The organism is Luteimonas sp. YGD11-2, from assembly GCF_004118975.1.
Lineage (GTDB): Bacteria > Pseudomonadota > Gammaproteobacteria > Xanthomonadales > Xanthomonadaceae > Luteimonas > Luteimonas muca.
The window spans coordinates 1,907,823-1,925,298 of record NZ_CP035376.1 but is presented as its reverse complement, the minus strand read 5'-3'; the positions used below and the strand labels follow the sequence as shown (position 1 = coordinate 1,925,298).

Below are 17,476 nucleotides of genomic sequence, written 5' to 3'. Positions count from 1 at the left end.
GACTGGCCGCTGCGTCGTGCATCCGGAGGGACGATAACAGGTGATGTCGGATGGCCATGCGTTCCCCGCGCGGCCGGTGCGGCCCTGACGGGTCCCGGACGCATTGCAGGCCCCCCGCAGGCGCCATCGTATGTAAGCGATTACATGCCAGAATGTCCAGCGCCTGCGGCACCCGCTGCAGGAGCGACGACGTACGCCACAATCGGCGGACACCGCCACGTGCGGACGCATGCAGACATATCCGGGAGCGTGGATGGCCAGGGTCGAGCTGGACGGGGTACGCAAGGTCTATCCGAACGGGCACGTCGGCGTGGCCGGCGCGACGTTCGAGGTCGCCGATGGCGAGCTGCTGGTGCTGGTCGGGCCCTCGGGCTGCGGCAAGTCGACACTGCTGCGGATGATCGCCGGGCTGGAGTCGATCTCCGCCGGCACCCTGCGCATCGGCGACCGGGTCGTCAACGACATCGCGCCGCGCGACCGCGACATCGCCATGGTGTTCCAGTCCTACGCGCTGTATCCGCACATGAGCGTGGCCAACAACCTCGCCTTCGGGCTGAAGCTGCGTGGCCACGACCGCGCCAGCGTGGACGCCCGCGTGCGCGAGGCGGCGAAGATCCTGGAGCTCGACGCGCTGCTCGACCGCAAGCCCGGCCAGCTCTCGGGCGGGCAGCGCCAGCGGGTGGCGCTCGGGCGTGCGCTGGTGCGCAACCCGCAGGTGTTCCTGCTCGACGAACCGCTCTCCAACCTCGACGCCAAGCTGCGCATGTCGATGCGCGTGGAGATCGCCCGGCTGCACCGCCAGCTCGGCGCGACGATGGTCTACGTCACCCACGACCAGATCGAGGCGATGACGCTGGGGCAGCGCATCGTGGTGCTCGACCGCGGCGAGATCCAGCAGATCGACACGCCGATGAACCTGTACGAACGTCCTGCGAATCTGTTCGTGGCGACCTTCCTCGGCAGCCCGGCGATGAACGTGCTGCGCGGCAGGCTGGGGCGTGCGGACGGTTGGGCGCTGATGCTCGACGATGGCAGCCGCCTGGCGCTGGACGATGCCGAACTGGAGCCGGAGATGGACGGCCGCGAGGTCGCGCTCGGCATCCGCCCGGAGCACCTGCAACGTGGCGACGGCGGCGGCTTCGCACCGCTCGTCGAGGTGGTGGAGCCGGTCGGCAGCGACGTGTTCGTCAACCTGCGCCGCGGCGCGCAGGCACTGGTGGCGCGGCTTCCACCCGGCGACCTGCCCGAACCCGGCAGCGCGCTGCCGCTGCGGCTGGACACCCGGCACCTGCATCTCTTCGATGCGGAATCCGGGCTGCGTCTGGCCGGCTGACAGCGCCGGGGCCAGCGGCCGCGCGGCGGGGGCAGGGCGGCCCGCTGCACCGGACCGCTGCAGGACGTAGCGCAACGCTGCGTCCCGGAAGGCCGGGCGCGTGGCCGGTAGAATGGGCGGGTTTTCCGCCAGCCGACCGCCGCCGTGACCCACAACCCCCCCGCGATTGCCTCCGAACCCGTGTCGATCCGCCAGGACGACCTGATCCAGTCCGTCGCCGACGCGCTGCAGTACATCAGCTACTACCACCCGGTCGACTACATCCGGAACCTGGCCGCCGCGTACGAGCGCGAGGAATCGCCCGCGGCCAAGGACGCGATGGCGCAGATCCTGATCAATTCGCGCATGTGCGCCGAAGGCCACCGCCCGATCTGCCAGGACACCGGCATCGTCACCGTGTTCCTCGAGATCGGCATGCAGGTGCGCTGGGACGACGCCACCATGGGCGTCGAGGACATGGTCAACGAGGGCGTGCGCCGCGCCTATGCGCACCCCGACAACAAGCTGCGCGCCTCGGTGCTGGCCGATCCCGCCGGCAAGCGCGTCAACACCCGCGACAACACCCCGGCCGTGGTCAACGTCAAGATCGTGCCGGGCAACCGGGTCGACGTGATCGTCGCCGCCAAGGGCGGCGGCTCGGAGGCCAAGAGCAAGTTCGCGATGCTCAATCCGTCGGATTCGGTGGTCGACTGGGTGCTCAAGACCGTGCCGACGATGGGTGCCGGCTGGTGCCCGCCGGGCATGCTCGGCATCGGCATCGGCGGCACCGCCGAGAAGGCGATGCTGCTGGCCAAGGAGTCGTTGATGGAGCCGATCGACATCGTCGACCTCAAGGCGCGCGGCCCGGCCAACCGGCTGGAGGAAATGCGCCTGGAGCTGTACGAGAAGGTCAACGCGCTGGGTATCGGCGCGCAGGGCCTGGGCGGGCTGACCACCGTGCTCGACATCAAGATCAGGGATTATCCGACCCACGCCGCCAACCTGCCGGTGGCGATGATCCCCAACTGCGCCGCCACCCGGCACGCACATTTCACCCTCGATGGCAGCGGCCCGGTGATGCTCGACCCGCCGTCACTGGAGGACTGGCCGAAGCTCACCTACAACCCGGCCAACGCACGCCGGGTGGACCTGGATACGATCACCCGCGACGACGTGGCCACGTTCAGGCCGGGCGAGGTGCTGCTGCTCAACGGCCGCCTGCTGACCGGCCGCGACGCCGCGCACAAGCGCATGGTCGACATGTTGAACCGCGGCGAGACCCTGCCGGTCGATTTCACCAACCGTTTCATCTACTACGTCGGCCCGGTCGACGCGGTGCGCGACGAGGCGGTGGGCCCGGCCGGCCCGACCACCGCCACCCGCATGGACAAGTTCACCCGGCAGATGCTCGAACAGACCGGCCTGGTCGGCATGGTCGGCAAGGCCGAGCGCGGACCGGCGGCGATCGAGGCGATCCGCGACAACAAGGCCGTGTACCTGATGGCGGTCGGCGGCTCCGCCTACCTGGTGTCGAAGGCGATCAGGGCCAGCCGCGTGGTCGCGTTCGAGGACCTCGGCATGGAAGCGATCTACGAGTTCGAGGTGCGCGACATGCCGGTGACCGTCGCGGTGGATTCCACCGGCGAGTCGGTGCACGAGACCGGCCCGCGCAAGTGGAAGTCGAAGATCGCCGGCATCCCGGTGGTCGAGATCGCCTGAGATCAGGCAGGCAAGCGCGGATCAGAGCGCTGTCGCCCGGACACGGCGCCAGGCGCTTGCGGGTCCGCACCTGCCCCGGCGACCCGGGTACGTCGCGCGTGGCCGGGCTGCGGTCCGGTTCCGCTGCGATCCACCGCCGCACGCCTGATCCGCGTCGATCCGCGTCCGTCCGGGCGGCAACCGGGTCTCAGTGCAGGAACTGCAGCCGTGCCAGTTCCGCGTACAGGCCGTTCTGCGCGAGCAGTTCGGCGTGGGTGCCTTCGGCGACGATGCGGCCCTGGTCCATCACCACGATGCGGTCGGCCTTGAGCACGGTGGCCAGGCGATGCGCGATCACCAGCGTGGTGCGGCCCTGCATCAGGTGCTCGAGCGCGTGCTGCACGGCGCGTTCGCTCTGCGCATCGAGCGCCGAGGTCGCCTCGTCCAGCAGCAGCACGGGTGCATCGCGCAGCAGCGCCCGGGCGATGACCACGCGCTGCTGCTGGCCACCCGACAGGCGTGCGCCGCGCTCGCCCAGTTGTTCGTCGTAACCGGCTGGCAGTGCGCGGATGAACTCGTCGGCCTCGGCGGAGCGGGCGGCGGCCTCGACCTCGGCATCGGACGCGTCCAGCCGGCCGTAACGGATGTTGTCGCGGGCGGAGGCGGCGAAGATGGTCGGCTGCTGCGGCACCAGCGCCATGCGCTCGCGCAGGTCGACCGGATCCAGCTGGCGCAGGTCCAGGCCATCCAGCCGCAGCGTGCCCTGCTGCGGATCGTGGAAGCGCAGCAGCAACCCGAACACGGTGCTCTTGCCGGCACCCGACGGGCCCACCAGCGCCACCGTCTCGCCGGGTCGCACATGCAGGCTGAAGTCCGCCAGCGCGGGAATGTCGTCGCGGCCGGGGTAGTGGAAGGTCACGCCGTACATGTCGATCGCGCCGGTCACGCGGTCAGGCAGCCTCTGCGGCGATACCGGCGCCAGCAGCGTCGGCTGCTCCACCAGCAGGTCGTTGATCCGGCCCATGCCGCCGGCCGCGCGCTGCAGCTCGTTCCAGACTTCCGCCAGCGCGCCCACCGAGCCGCCGCCCATCAACGCATACAGCACGAACTGCCCGAGCGTGCCCGGGCTCAGGCGCCCGGCCGCCACGTCGTGCGCGCCCGACCACAGCACCACGGTGATCGCACCGAAGATGGCGGTGATCGCCACCGCGGTCACCACCGCCTGGGTGCCGATGCGCCGGCGCGCGGTGGCCACCGACAGCGCCACGGCTTCGGTGAAGCGCCCGCGTTCGAAGGCCTCGCGCGCATGCGCCTGCACGGTGCGGATCGCACCCAGGGTTTCCGCGGCCAGCATGTTGGCGTCGGCCACGCGGTCCTGCGCCTGCCGCGAGATCTTCTGCAGCCGCCGCCCGCCCAGCACGATCGGCAGCACGAACAGCGGAATGCCGACCAACGTCCACGCCGCAAGCCGCGGGCTGGTGACCACCAGCATGGTGAGGCTGCCGACCACCATCACCACGCTGCGCAATGCCACCGACATGCCGGAGCCGACCACGCCACGCAGCAGTTCGGTATCGGCCGACAGCCGCGAGACCAGTTCGCCGCTGCGGCTGCGCTCGTAGAACGCCTGGTCGAGGCCCATCAGGTGCGCGTACAGCCGGGTGCGCAGGTCGGCGATGACGCGCTCGCCCAGCAGCGACACCAGGTAGAAGCGCGCCGCGGTGGCGATGGCCAGCGCGAACGCGACCGCGAACAGCAGCGCGAACGCGGCATCGATATCGCTGCCGCTGCCGAAGCCGTGGTCGATCATGTAGCGCACCGCCAGCGGCAGGCTCAGCGTGGCCGTCGAGGACGCCGCGAGCGCCAGCAGCCAGGCCACCAGCAGCCCGCGCTGACGCGCGAGGAACGGCCACAGCGTACGCAGGATGCCGAGCGGCACGCGCGCCTTCGGGGCGCTGCCCGCGTCGTCGGGGGGAAGATCGGTCATCGAATCGGGGTGTCCGCGGTGCGGACCGGGAAGTGTAGCGCTGCATCGTCGCGGCCCGTGCCGATCGGGTTCGCGAACCCTGCGCGGCGCTCAACCGGCCGCCTCGACCCGCACGCGGTCACGGCTGGCGTCGCGCAGCAGCAGCCGCAATGCGTCGACGTCGGCCGCCGGCAATCGCAGCACGAAGCGCACGCCGTCGGCGGCGTAGGCCTCGTCCTGTTTGATCGCTCCACGTGCTTCGATGGCCTGGTGTACGCAGCCGAGGTCCTCGAAGCCCGCATGCACGACCACGTCGGCGTATTCCACGAGCGGCTCGCGCGGCGCCAGCCGCAGGCATTCCGAGGCGGCGCCGCCATACGCACGCACCAGGCCGCCGGCGCCCAGCTTGATGCCGCCGTACCAGCGGGTGACCACCACCGCGAGACGGTCGTAGCCCTGGCCATCGATGGCGGCGAGGATCGGCCGTCCGGCGGTGCCGGCAGGCTCGCCGTCGTCGCTCGAGCGGTAGTCGTCGCCGACCCGCCAGGCCCAGCAGTTGTGGGTCGCATCGGCCACCGACACCGCGCGGATCCACGCCTGCGCGGCGTCCGCGGACTCGACCGGAGCGGCGCGGGCCAGGAAGCGGCTGTGCTTGACCTCGAGCGTGTGCCCGGCCGCGGCGGTAAGGGTGTCCAGGCTCACTGCGGGGGTTCGGCGAGCGCGGCCAGGTCGTCGGGAACGGGCAGGTCCGGGAAGCGCCGCTGCAGTTCGGCGAGGCTCTCGCGGGCGGCTTCGCTGCGTCCGCTGTCGCGCAGTTCGCGGATGCGCTGCAGCCAGGCCTGGTGCACCTCGGGCGAGTCCACGGTCGCCGGCGGCGAGTCGTCGAGTTCCCCGTCGCTGAAACCTGCGTGCTCGTCATCCGTGTGCATCGCGCTGCCGGCATCGGACGCAGCCACCGCGGTGCGCGACGGCACGGGAGCCCCGCGCAGCGCCTGGCGGCCGACCGCGGTCGCACCGGTCGCCCTGCCCACCGGCGTTGGCGGAGCGGATGTCGCGGTTGCCGGTGCGCGGTCGACCGGCGCCGACGTCGCAGGCGAGGATGGCTCGGCGGCCGGTGCCGGAGCCATCGGCGGCAGCGGGGGGCGCCCGGCGTCGTTGTCCCCGGCATGGGTTTCGGGTGTCCCCTGCGGCACGGCTTCCATCTGCATCGTCGCGGGCGGCGGGGCAGATGCGCCGCTGGAGGGCGCCGTCGCTGCCACCTGCGCTGGATTCTCCCCGGGCACGGCCGTTGTTGCCGGAGCGGCCGCGGGCGCTCCGGCCAGCCCGGGCGCAGGCGGGTCGTCGCGGGTCGCGCGAAATGCCGTGGCGGCCGGCGCGGGGCCTTCGTCCTGCACCGGGGCGGCGGCGGGCATCGGGCGCAACTGCCAGGCAATGCCGGCAGCCAGCGCCAGCGACGCGGCCACGCCGGTGATCGCGGGCCAGCGGCGACGACGCGACCACCCGGCGCGCGATGGGGTGCGCTGCGGCCGCGCCGGGGCATCGCCAGCGGTTGCTGCACGCGCCGCGGCCAGTACCGCCGCATCCAGCGCCGGCGCCGGCGCGCCCAAAGGGGCATGGCGCGCCAGCTGCGCGGCGATCGTGCGCTCGTCGGCGTCGAGAAGGGAGGGATCGCGGGTCATCATGGGGTCATCGCAGCCCGCAGCCTGTCCATCGCATAGCGCAGGCGCGACTTCACGGTTTCGCGCCCCGCACCGGTCACGGCGCCGATCTCCTCCAGGGTGAGTTCCTGCTCCAGCCGCAGCAGCACCACTTCGCGCTGCTCCGGCGGCAGGGCCTCGAGTGCGCGCTGCAGGCCGGTACTGCGTTGTTCGGCGGCCAGCCTACGCTCCGGGGTGTCGTCGTCGGGTACACGCGCCAGGCGCGCATCGGCATCATGCGGCGCCGGCGGGCGGTGCCGGGCCGCGCGCCAGTGATCGGCCAGCCGGTTGCGCGCGATCCGGTACAGCCAGGTGGCGAACGTGGCGTCGGGCTGCCAGCTGGCGCGCGCGGCGATCACACGCTGCCAGATGTCCTGGTAGATCTCGTCGGCGAGCGCCGGCTCGCGCAGTTCACGCAGCAGGAAACGGTAGAGGCGCTGCCGGTGGCGGGCGTAGAGCTGCTCGAACGCGGCGACGTCGCCGGCGGCATAGGCCAGCATCAGCGTTTCGTCGCTGGTTTCTCGGGTTCCGGAGGGGTGGGCCGCGGCTTCGCTCACCGCGCGCAGGTTAAGCATTCCCGCCTCGCAGGAGAAGCCGGTCATCGCCGGCACGAGTGCCGCGGCCGATGTCGGGGTGATGGGCATGGCGCTACAGAACGCGCGGCTGCGGCCGATGGGGTGAAGCCGGGCCCGTGCACGGTGCCTGTGGTCGGGCACGGGCCGGTATGCTGTCGGCGATCAGGGGGACGGCCAGGCGTGCAGGACATCGAGAACTTCCAGACGGTCACCGCGGCCGCACCCCCGGCCCGTGGTCCGGCGCTGCTGCGTGAACTGCTGATGGCCCTGTTGCCGGCAGGCGCCGACATGGCCGTGCACTGGTGCGATCCGCGCCTGCAGAGCGGGCAGGTCGCGACGCCCGGCGCCGCCGACCATCTGCACGCGCGTGCCTCGGTGGCGCTGGCGGGTGTGCATCCCGACCCCGACCGCCACCCCTTCGACATCCTCTGGGAAGACGCCGGCACGCGGGTGGCGGTGGCGGTGGATCCGCCGCGGCGTGCCGATCCCGGCGACCTGCAGCGCTGGGTGGCGCCGGCACGCGCGGCGCTCGTGCTGGTCACCCGCGCGGAACTGGCGAGCGCGCAGATCCGCACGCTGCGCAAGTCCGAACGCCTGCAGCAGGCGCTGTACGAGATCGCCGACCTCGCCAGCTCCACGCTGGAAATGCGCGACATGCTCAGCCGCATCCACGTGCTGGTGGCATCGCTTATGTCGGCCGAGAACTTCTACATCGCGCTCTACGACGATGTGCACGCGACGATGCGGTTCCTGTACTTCGCCGACCAGAACGACCCCTGGCGGCCGGATCCGGACGACGACATCCCGCTTTCGGAGATGCCCAACAGCCTGACCGCGGCACTGCTGCGACATGGCCAGCCGGTGATGGGGCCGTCCGACACCATCCGCGCCCAGCTCGACGTGCCGCGCGACGGCAACCAGGGCCCGGAAAGCGCCGACTGGCTGGGCGTGCCGGTCCGGCGCGAGGCGCGGGTGGCCGGCGCCATCGTGGTGCAGAGCTACAACCGCCCCGACAGCTACACCCACGAGGACCGCGCGCTGCTGGAATACGTGGCCCAGCACATCCTGACCGCGCTCGACCGCAAGCATGCGCAGCGCGAACTCGAGCGCCGCGTGCGCCAGCGCACCGTCGAACTGCAACGGGCCAATGCGGTGCTGCAGGACGAGATCGTGGAACGCCAGCGCGCCGAGCGCCTGCAGCGCGCCCTGTTCCGCATCAGCGAGATGTCGGTCAGTGCCGGCAGCCTGCTGCGCTTCTATGCCGACGTGCACGAGGTGGTCAACGGCCTGGTGTATGCGGAGAACTTCTACATCGCGATGCTGGTGGGCGACGGCGAGCGCATCGAGTTCCCGTACTCGGTGGACGAGCGCGACCCGGTGCGCCCGCCGCGCCGGCTCTCCAACGGCCTGACCGAGTTCGTGATCCGCTCCGGCCAGCCGATGCTGGCCGACCGCGCCACCATCGACCGCCTGCAGGCCAGCGGCGACGTGCACAGCCAGGGCACGCGCGCGCACTGCTGGCTGGGCGTGCCGCTGTCGCGCGACGAGACGGTGATCGGCGCGATCGCGGTGCAGAGCTATTCGCCGCACATCCTGTTCGACGAGCGCGACCAGGAACTGCTGACCTTCGTGGCCCGCCATATCGGCAGCGCGCTGTCGCGCAAGCGCGCACAGGAATCGCTCAAGGCCGCGCATGCCGAGCTGGAATCGCGGGTGCAGGCGCGTACCCGCGAGCTGCAGGAGGCCAACCGCGAGCTGCAGGCGCTGGTCGGCGAACGCACCCGCGCCGAGCAGCGGCTGATCCACCAGGCACGCCACGACCAGCTCACCGGCCTGCCCAACCGCGAACACCTGCTGGAGCGCCTGGACGCGGCCATCGCCGCGGTGCAGGCCGGCAACGCGCGGGCGTTCGCGGTGCTGTTCTTCGACCTGGACCGCTTCAAGCTGGTCAACGACAGCATCGGCCACGCCGCGGGCGACGACCTGCTGGTCGAGGTCGGCCGGCGCGTGCGGCGTGCGCTCTCGGGTGCCGACACGGTGGCGCGCCTGGGCGGCGACGAGTTCGCGGTGCTGCTGCAGGACGTGCCGGCCGCGGAGACCGCGCAGCGCGTGGCCTCGCGGCTGCTGGCCGAGATCGGCAGGCCGATGTGGGTGGCCGGGCGCGAGCTGTTCCCGTCGGCCAGCATCGGCATCGCGTTCTGGCAACCGCGCTACCGCCACGGCGAGGAGATGCTGCGCGACGCCGACGCCGCCATGTACCGCGCCAAGGCGCGTGGGCGCGACCGCAGCGAACTCTTCGACGAGGAGATGCGCGCCGAGGCGATGCGCCTGCTCGACCTCGAGGCGGACCTGCGCCGCGCCATCCTGTCGGACGATTTCGAGCCGTACTTCCAGCCGATCGTGCGGCTGTCCGATGGCGCGGTGGTCGGCCACGAGGCGCTGCTGCGCTGGCATCACGAACAGCGCGGGCTGCTGGCCCCGCCACAGTTCATCGGCGTCGGCGAGGACACCGGCCTGATCGCCCAGGTCGACTGGTTGATGTACCGGCACGTGGTGCGCTGGCTGAGCCGGCAGGCGCACGGTTATGTTTCCATCAATGTGTCGCCGCGCCATTTCGTCTCCGACGACTTCGCCGAGCGGCTGCTGCAGCTGCTCGACGATGCCGGCGCCGACCCGCGGCGGTTGCGCATCGAGATCACCGAGGTCGCGCTGCTCGACGACTCCCCGCGCGCGCTGCGCACGCTCAACGCGCTGCGCGACCGCGGCGTGCTGGCGCTGCTGGACGATTTCGGTACCGGCTTCTCGGCACTGTCGTACCTGCACCGGTTCCCGATCCAGTCGATCAAGATCGACCAGAGCTTCGTCGCCGGGCTGGTGGGTGCCTCGCGCGCCGAAAGCCTGGCGCTGGTGCGCGCGATCCTGGCACTGGCCGGCACGCTGGGGATCGAGACCATCGGCGAGGGCATCGAGCGCGAGGAACAGCGCGAACTGCTCGCGCAGCTCGGCTGCAACTTCGGGCAGGGCTACCTGTTCGGCCGGCCTGCACCGGAAGGCTGAGCGGTCACGGCGGGTGCGGTGGGCGCGATGTCGGCATGGGCACGAGCGAGGTCGACCAGCCCCAGCAGTTCGCCCCGCAGCCCCCACGGATCATCGCCGCGCGCAGCGGCGACCTCGCGCCGGATGTCGTCCCAGCCCCAGTCGCCCAGATGGGTACCCCCGCGCAGTGCATCGGCATAGGCGGCGACCGCCGCTGCGAAGCGCAGTGATTCGCCGGCCTGGGGCCGGAGATCGGCGCTGCGCACCGCGGTGTCCACCAGCCGGCTGCGCGTCTCGCCCGGCAGCCTGTAACGCAGGCTGACGCGGGCGATTTCGCCGGCGGTCGCGGGTGCGGTCGAGGGCGCGGGCGCGCCGTAGCGACGCGGCGACAGCCACGCGTCGGCCGAACCGACCGGCACGATCTCGTACAGCGCGGTGACCTCGTGGCCGGCGCCGATGTCGCCGGCATCGACGCGGTCGTTGGCGAAATCCTCCTCGCGAAGCAGGCGGTTCTCGTAGCCGATCAGGCGGTATTCGGCCACGCGGGCAGGATCGAACTCCACCTGCACCTTGACGTCGTTGGCGATGGTCAGCAGGGTGGACGACAGTTCCTCCACCAGCACCTTGCGCGCCTCCTGCAGGGTGTCGATATAGGCGTGCTGCCCGTCGCCGACATCGGCCAGCCGCTCCGCCATCGCGTCGTGGTAGTTGCCCCGGCCGAACCCGAGCGTGCTGAGTGCGATGCCGCTGCGGCGCTGGTCGGCGACATAGGTCTCCAGTGCCGCACGGTCGACGAGGCCCACGTTGAAGTCCCCGTCCGTCGCCAGGATCACGCGGTTGATCCCGCCCTGCACGTGGGCCTGGCGTGCGGTCTCGTAGGCCAGCTGCAGCCCGGCACTGCCATGGGTGCTGCCGCCCGCCTGCAGGTTGCCCAGTGCCGAGAGGATCTCGGCCTTGCGGTCGCCGGGCGTGGGGGGAAGCACCAGGCCGGCCGAGCCGGCGTAGGCGACCAGGCTCACCCGATCCTGCGGGCGCAGCTGCTGCACCAGTTCGGCGAATGCCTTCTGCAGCAGTGGCAGCTTGTCCGGCGCGCCCATCGAGCCGGAGGTGTCGATGAGGAACACCAGGTTGGCCGCAGGCAGCGTGGTGCGCGGCACGTCGTAGCCGCGCAGGCCGATCATCAACAACTGGCGTCCACGCGCCCACGGCGAAGGCGCGAGTTCGGTGGTGATCCGGAACGGCACATCCCGGCCCGCCGGCGCCGGGTGGTCGTAGCGGAAGTAGTTGATGAACTCCTCGGCGCGCACGGCATCCGCGGGCGGCCGCACGCCCTGGCGCAGCATCCGCCGCACGTTGCTGTAACTGCCGGTGTCGACATCGACCGAGAACGTCGAGACCGGCGCCTCGGCCGTGCGCTGCACCGGGTTGTCCGTTCGCGGTGCGTAGCGCTCGCTGCCTGCCATCGGGAAGAAACCGTCGGCGACGGGCGCGGGCGGCGCAGGGGGCGACGGCGGCGGTGCATGGATGTTGATCGCGGAGGGGCTGTCGAACACCACCGGTGGCTCGGCCTCGCGCCGGTCGTCCCGCGAAGATGCCTCCGCGACGGCGCGCGTCTCGGCACGCTGTGGCCCCTGGCAGGCGGCAAGGGCAAGGCAACAGACAAGCAGGGCAGGCACGCGCATCGGCACTCTCCAGTCGGTGGCAGCTGCCAACGTCCTGCGATGGCCAACGGGGTCGACGTGACTACGATGTCCGGACGTCGACGCCGCCCTCTACCAACCGCATCCGTGCAGCCGGGCAAGCCTAGCGCATGCGCGACGTGCAATGCGCGGTCGCACGCCGCGCGGCATTTGGCACACGTTCGCACGCCGGCCGGTGCGCGGCACGTAGCCCCCTCGCTGTCGTCAGGGTGTGTCCCTGATCACCAGCAGGCGCGGTTCGGTCATGTCCTCGATCGCATAGCGCACGCCTTCGCGGCCGAGGCCGGAGCCCTTGACCCCGCCGTAGGGCATGTTGTCGACGCGGAAGCTCGGCACGTCGCCGACGATGACACCGCCGACCTCGAGCCGGTCCCAGGCCCGCATGGCGTGGTCGAGGCGGGCGGTGAAGACGCCGGTCTGCAGCCCGAATTCGCCGGCGTTGACGGTTTCCAGCGCCTCGTCGAAGTCATCGAAGGCCTGCAGGCAGGCCACCGGGCCGAAGACCTCCTGGCGGTAGAGGTCGCAGTCGCGCGGCACGTCCTCCATCAGCGTGGCAGGCACCATCGTGCCGGTGCGCGCGCTGCCGGCCACCCGTTTCGCGCCGGCCTTTCGTGCATCGTCGATCCACGACTCGATGCGCCTGGCGGCGTCCTCGTCGATGACCGGTCCGATGAAGGTGTCCTCGTCGCGCGGGTCGCCCATCACCAGCTTCGCCACCCGCGCTTTGAGCCTGCGTTTGAGCGGCTGGTAGAGATCGCGATGGACGAGGATGTGCTGCACGCTGATGCAGCTCTGGCCGGACTGGTAGTACGCGCCGAAGACCAGGCGGTCGACGACATGGTCGAGGCTGGCCCCGGGGTCGGCATCGACGATGCACGCGGCGTTGCCGCCGAGTTCGAGGGTGACCTTCTTGCGCCCGGCACGTGCCTTGAGGTCCCAGCCGATCATTCCGCCGGTGAAGCTCAGCAGGGCGATGCGCTCGTCCCCGGTCAACGCGGCGGCATCGTCATTGCTGCACGGCAGGATCGAGAACGCCCCCCTGGGCAGATCGGTCTCGGCAAGGATCTCGCCAATGATCAGCGCACCCACCGGGGTCTTCGCCGCGGGCTTGAGCACGAAGGGGCAGCCGGCGGCGATCGCGGGCGCCACCTTGTGCGCGACCAGGTTGAGCGGGAAGTTGAACGGGGTGATGAAGCTGCACACCCCGATCGGCACGCGCCGCACCATGCCGCGGGCGCCACGGGTGCGTTCGGAGATCTGCAGCTCCACCGTCTCGCCTTCCACGCGGGTGGCTTCGCCGGCGGCGATGCGGAACGTGTCGATCAGCCGCGTCACTTCGCCACGGGCATCGCCGATCGGCTTGCCGGCCTCGATGCACAGCGCGAGCGCGAGTTCCTCGAAGCGTTCCTCGAAACGGCGCATGCAGTGCTCGAGCACGTCGCGGCGCTGGTCGGGCGCGAAGGCGGCCATCGCGCCGCGCGCGTTGGATGCAGCTTCGATCGCACGGTCCACGGCGTCGGCATCGGCGAACGCCACGCGGGTGGCCACCCTGCCGCTGTACTTGTCGCGCACCTCGAGATCGGTATTGGCCGTGACCGCCTCGCCGGCGAGCCAGTACGGGTAGCTGCGGGCGAGGCTGCGCGTGATGCGACGCGAGGCGGTTTTCCTGGGGCTGGCCATGCGGTGTCCTCCGTATCGGTGGCGGTCAGGCGACCGCCGCGCTCTCACGCGGGATGTCCTCGTTGAGGATGCGGTCGTCGTCGGTGTAGTCGATGGCGACCTCGATCACGTCCACACCCGGCGTATCGAGCGCCTGCCGGAGCATCGGCGCGAACTCCGCGGCCGACGCCGGCCGGTGACCACGGGCACCATAGGATTCCGCGTACTTCACGAAATCCGGATTACCCAGCGCCATGCCGTATTCGGGGTATTTCTCGTGCGCCTGCTTCCAGCGGATCATGCCGTAGGCGTCGTCGCGCAGGACCAGCACGGTGAGGTCCACGCCGAGCCGCACCGCGGTCTCGAGTTCCTGCGAGTTCATCATGAAGCCGCCGTCGCCGGCCACCGCCAGCACGCGCCGTTGCGGATGCACCATCCTTGCGGCAATCGCACTCGGCAGCCCGGCGCCCATCGAAGCAAGCGCGTTGTCGAGCAGCAGCGTATTCGGCGTGCGGCAGCGGAAGTTCCGGGCGAACCACAGCTTGTAGAGGCCGTTGTCGAGGCAGGTGATGTCCTCGGGCCCCATCGCCGCGGCCACCTCGGCCACCAGCCGCTGGCTGGCCATGGGGAAGCGGTCGTCGTCGGCACGATCGCGCAGCTGTGCGTGCAGCGCCTCGCGCACGCGGTCGAAGAAGCCGAAGTCCCAGTGCGGCTGCGGTTCGATCGCCTCGGCCAGCTGCCACACGCTGTTGGCGATGTCGCCGACAACCTCCACCTGCGGGAAGTAGACCGGGTCCACCACTGCGCCGGAGTGGTTGACATGGATGACGGTGCGCCGGCCTTCGCGCATGAAGAACGGCGGCTTCTCGATGACGTCGTGGCCGATGTTGATGATGCAGTCGGAGGCATCGATGGCGCGGTGCACGAAGTCGCCGTCCGACAGCGCGGCGGTGCCCAGCCACAACGGGTGGGTCTCGTCGATGACGCCCTTGCCCATCTGCGTGCTGAAGAACGGGATGCCGAGCCGGTCGATGAAACGCCGCAGCATGCGCGCGGTGGTCTTGCGGTTGGCGCCGGCGCCGACCATCAGCAACGGGTGCTTCGCGCCGGCGATGGCATCCGCGGCGCGGCGGATCGCCTTCTCCTCGGCGACCGGTCGCCGCGAATGGCTCTCCGGGATCAGCCGCGCATCGCTGTCGTCGGCTGCAATGTCCTGCGGCAGCTCGAGGTGCACCGCGCCGGGGCGTTCCTGTTCGGCGCAGCGCAGCGCCTCGCGCACCTGGGCGGGTATGCTGTCGGCGGAGACGATCTGCCGCGTGTACTTGGTGAGCGGACGCATCATGTCGACCACGTCGACGATCTGGAAATGCCCCTGCTTGCTGCTGCGGATGGGCTTCTGCCCGGTCACCATGAACATCGGCATCGCGCCCAGCTGTGCGTAGGCCGCCGCGGTGACCAGGTTGGTCGCGCCCGGGCCGAGTGTCGCCAGGCACGCGCCCGCGCGGCCGGTGAGCCGCCCGATGGTGGCGGCCATGAAGCCGGCGGCCTGCTCGTGGCGGGTGAGCACCAGCCGGATACCGGACTTGCGCAGCGATTCCAGCAGGTCGAGGTTCTCCTCGCCGGGGATGCCGAACACGTACTCGACGCCATGCGACTCGAGCGCGGCGACGAAAAGATCCGATGCCTTGGTCATGCAGATGATCCGGTACGGGACACGGCCAGTGTGCCGCCGGCGGCGTGATCGGCGGGCGACCGCGGCGCCGGTGATCAATCGGCGTTGGCGTCGGGCTCCACGCGTACCCGCAACTCGCCGTCGGCCACGCGTGCGCGCAGTGCATCACCCGGCCGTGCATCGTCGACGCCGCGCACCACGCGACCGTTGTCGTGCTGCAGGATCGCGTAGCCGCGGGCGACGGTGGCCAGCGGGCTCACCGCCGACAGTGCACGCACCAGGGCCTGCAGGCGCGCACGGTCGTGGCGAAGGCGGCGCGGCAGCGCGGCCTGCAGGCGCGGCCGGGTGGCGGCGAGGCGTGCCTGCAACGCGGCCAGGCGCTGTTGCGGATGGTGCCGGCGCAGGTCCGCCTGCGCATGCCGAACGCGCGCCTGGCGGCGTTCTAGGCAGATCGCCCAGGCGGTATGCAGCCGCCGCAGCGCCTCGTCGCGGCGCGCCGCCAGCGCCTGGATGCGTGCCTGCGGGCGCAGCGCGTGCAGGCGCAGGAACGCGCGGTCGGCACGTTGCGCGGCCTGGCGCAGGCGGTGTTCGATCATGCCGGCGTGGCGGCGCTGCAACACGCGCAGCCGCGCCTCCAGGTCGATGCGGTCCGGCACCAGCAGTTCGGCGGCGGCCGACGGCGTGGGTGCGCGCAAGTCGGCGGCGAATTCCGCCAGGCTGGAGTCGGTCTCGTGGCCGATCGCCGCCACCACCGGCACCGGCGACGCCGCGACCGCACGCACCACCGGTTCCTCGTTGAAGGCCCACAGGTCTTCCAGCGAGCCACCACCGCGGGTCAGCAGCAGGGCGTCATAGCGTCCGCTGGCGCCGGCACGCTGCAGCATCTCGACGATCTGCGGCGCCGCACCGCTGCCCTGTACCAGCACCGGCAGGATCTCGACCTCGAGCAGCGGGAAGCGGCGGCCCAGCACGCTCAGCACGTCGCGCACCGCCGCGCCGCCCGGCGAGGTGATGACGCCCAGGCGCCCGATCCACGCCGGCAGCGGCCGCTTGCGCGCGGCGTCGAACAGGCCTTCGGCCTGCAGCTTCGCCTTGAGCTCGTCGAATGCACGCCGCAGCGCGCCTTCGCCGGCCTCCTCGAGGCTGTCGAGGATCAGCTGGTAGTCGCCGCGCGCCTCGTACAGCGTCAGCCGCCCGCGCGCCAGCACCTGCATGCCCTCGCGGGGCTGGAAGCGCAGCCACTGGCTCTTGGGCTTGAACATCGCGCAACGCACTTGCGCGCGCGCATCCTTGAGCGTGAAGTACAGATGGCCCGAGGCCGGGCGGGAGACGTTGCCGAGTTCGCCTTCCACCAGCACCGCCGGGAACGTGTCCTCCAGCAGGCTGCGGGCGAGGGTATTGAGCTGGCTCGGGGTGAGGACGTCCGCGACGGGTGGCGTATGCATGCGCGACAGGATACCGGCCCCCACGCAGCGCGAGGTGCGCGGGGCGACGCCGAACGACGCAGCGGCGATACTGTCGCGTCCATTCCGTCACGACCTGCCCTGCGCCACTTGCCCAGCGGGTCCGGAACCCCTGGAGGTTGAATTGAACATCCGCAATGCACTCCTGCCGGCATTGGCCGCGCTGTCGCTGGCCGCCTGCAACCAGGCGGCGCCGCCCGCAACCGTCGATGCGCCGCCGCCCGGTATCGGGACTGCTGCCGATGAGGCCCTGGCGGCCGATGCCGCGCAGGCCGGGATCGCCATCCAGGCACCGTGGATCCGCCTGCCGCCGCCTCCCGCGGCGGTCGCGGCCGGGTATCTCGGCATCCGCAACGGCGGGCCGGAGGCCGACCGCCTGCTGGCGGTGGAGACCGATGCGGCCACCCGTGTGGAGATCCATGAGATGCGCGAGGAGGACGGCATGATGCGCATGCGCCAGCTGGAAGCCGGGCTGGAGTTGCCGCCCGGCGCCCACGTCGAGCTGAGGCCGGGTGGCTACCACCTGATGCTGATGGAACCGCAGGCGGAGTTGGCCATCGGCAGCCGGGTGCCCGCGGCGCTGGTGTTCGAACGTGCCGGCCGCGTGCCGGTGGAATTCGAGGTGCGCTCGGCGACCGGGCATGGTGCACACGGTGGTGGCCACGGAAACGACAGCCACTAGCGCATGCAGCGGTGCC

The 17,476-nt window shown here is 71.2% G+C and carries 12 protein-coding genes; 4 read left to right on the top strand and 8 right to left on the bottom strand.

The genetic code is table 11. The features are described 5' to 3' along the window. Positions 1 to 253: 253 nt before the first annotated feature. A complete protein-coding gene (ugpC, locus tag ERL55_RS08715) occupies positions 254 to 1,333 on the top strand; it encodes a sn-glycerol-3-phosphate ABC transporter ATP-binding protein UgpC (RefSeq protein ID WP_129136073.1) in 1,080 nt (359 codons plus the stop codon). A 180-nt stretch (positions 1,334 to 1,513) separates the two neighbouring features. Next, a complete protein-coding gene (locus tag ERL55_RS08710) occupies positions 1,514 to 3,031 on the top strand; it encodes a fumarate hydratase (RefSeq protein WP_129137284.1) in 1,518 nt (505 codons plus the stop codon). 187 nt (positions 3,032 to 3,218) lie between these two features. Here the strand turns inward: ERL55_RS08710 and ERL55_RS08705 are convergent, their stop codons facing one another. The 4 genes from ERL55_RS08705 to ERL55_RS08690 all read right to left on the bottom strand — a co-directional run bounded on the left by ERL55_RS08705 (position 3,219) and on the right by ERL55_RS08690 (position 7,248). Further along, entirely contained in the window at positions 3,219 to 4,997 is a 1,779-nt protein-coding gene (locus ERL55_RS08705) for an ABC transporter transmembrane domain-containing protein (RefSeq protein WP_129136072.1), read from the bottom strand. 90 nt (positions 4,998 to 5,087) lie between these two features. Next, positions 5,088 to 5,672 (bottom strand): YigZ family protein, encoded by a 585-nt coding sequence (locus ERL55_RS08700; RefSeq protein WP_129137283.1) that lies wholly within the window; start codon positions 5,670 to 5,672, stop codon positions 5,088 to 5,090. 2 nt (positions 5,673 to 5,674) lie between these two features. After that, positions 5,675 to 6,658 (bottom strand): hypothetical protein, encoded by a 984-nt coding sequence (locus ERL55_RS08695; RefSeq protein ID WP_206733298.1) that lies wholly within the window; start codon positions 6,656 to 6,658, stop codon positions 5,675 to 5,677. Further along, a complete protein-coding gene (locus tag ERL55_RS08690; protein ID WP_129137282.1) occupies positions 6,655 to 7,248 on the bottom strand; it encodes an RNA polymerase sigma factor in 594 nt (197 codons plus the stop codon). The genes ERL55_RS08695 and ERL55_RS08690 overlap by 4 nt, the downstream gene beginning before the upstream one ends. A 261-nt stretch (positions 7,249 to 7,509) precedes the next feature. Between ERL55_RS08690 and ERL55_RS08685 the strand changes: the two genes are divergently transcribed. Then, on the top strand, positions 7,510 to 10,305 hold the full coding sequence (locus ERL55_RS08685) for an EAL domain-containing protein (protein WP_129137281.1): 2,796 nt from the start codon (positions 7,510 to 7,512) through the stop codon (positions 10,303 to 10,305). On the opposite strand, the gene ERL55_RS08680 is transcribed toward ERL55_RS08685, so the two are convergent. The 4 genes from ERL55_RS08680 to xseA all read right to left on the bottom strand — a co-directional run bounded on the left by ERL55_RS08680 (position 10,272) and on the right by xseA (position 16,760). Next, positions 10,272 to 11,747, bottom strand: coding sequence for a VWA domain-containing protein (locus ERL55_RS08680; RefSeq protein ID WP_241685884.1), 1,476 nt, complete (start codon positions 11,745 to 11,747; stop codon positions 10,272 to 10,274). The two genes, ERL55_RS08685 and ERL55_RS08680, sit on opposite strands and share 34 nt — an antisense overlap. A 441-nt stretch (positions 11,748 to 12,188) precedes the next feature. Further along, complete coding sequence (locus ERL55_RS08675; RefSeq protein ID WP_129136069.1) at positions 12,189 to 13,664, bottom strand: aldehyde dehydrogenase family protein; 1,476 nt, start codon at positions 13,662 to 13,664, stop codon at positions 12,189 to 12,191. 25 nt (positions 13,665 to 13,689) lie between these two features. Then, entirely contained in the window at positions 13,690 to 15,336 is a 1,647-nt protein-coding gene (locus ERL55_RS08670) for an acetolactate synthase large subunit (RefSeq protein WP_129136068.1), read from the bottom strand. A 74-nt stretch (positions 15,337 to 15,410) separates the two neighbouring features. Next, positions 15,411 to 16,760 (bottom strand): exodeoxyribonuclease VII large subunit, encoded by a 1,350-nt coding sequence (gene xseA / locus ERL55_RS08665; RefSeq protein ID WP_129136067.1) that lies wholly within the window; start codon positions 16,758 to 16,760, stop codon positions 15,411 to 15,413. A 142-nt stretch (positions 16,761 to 16,902) separates the two neighbouring features. Here xseA and ERL55_RS08660 point away from each other — a divergent pair, with 142 nt between their 5' ends. Next, complete coding sequence (locus ERL55_RS08660) at positions 16,903 to 17,460, top strand: copper chaperone PCu(A)C (protein ID WP_206733297.1); 558 nt, start codon at positions 16,903 to 16,905, stop codon at positions 17,458 to 17,460. Positions 17,461 to 17,476 lie beyond the last annotated feature (16 nt).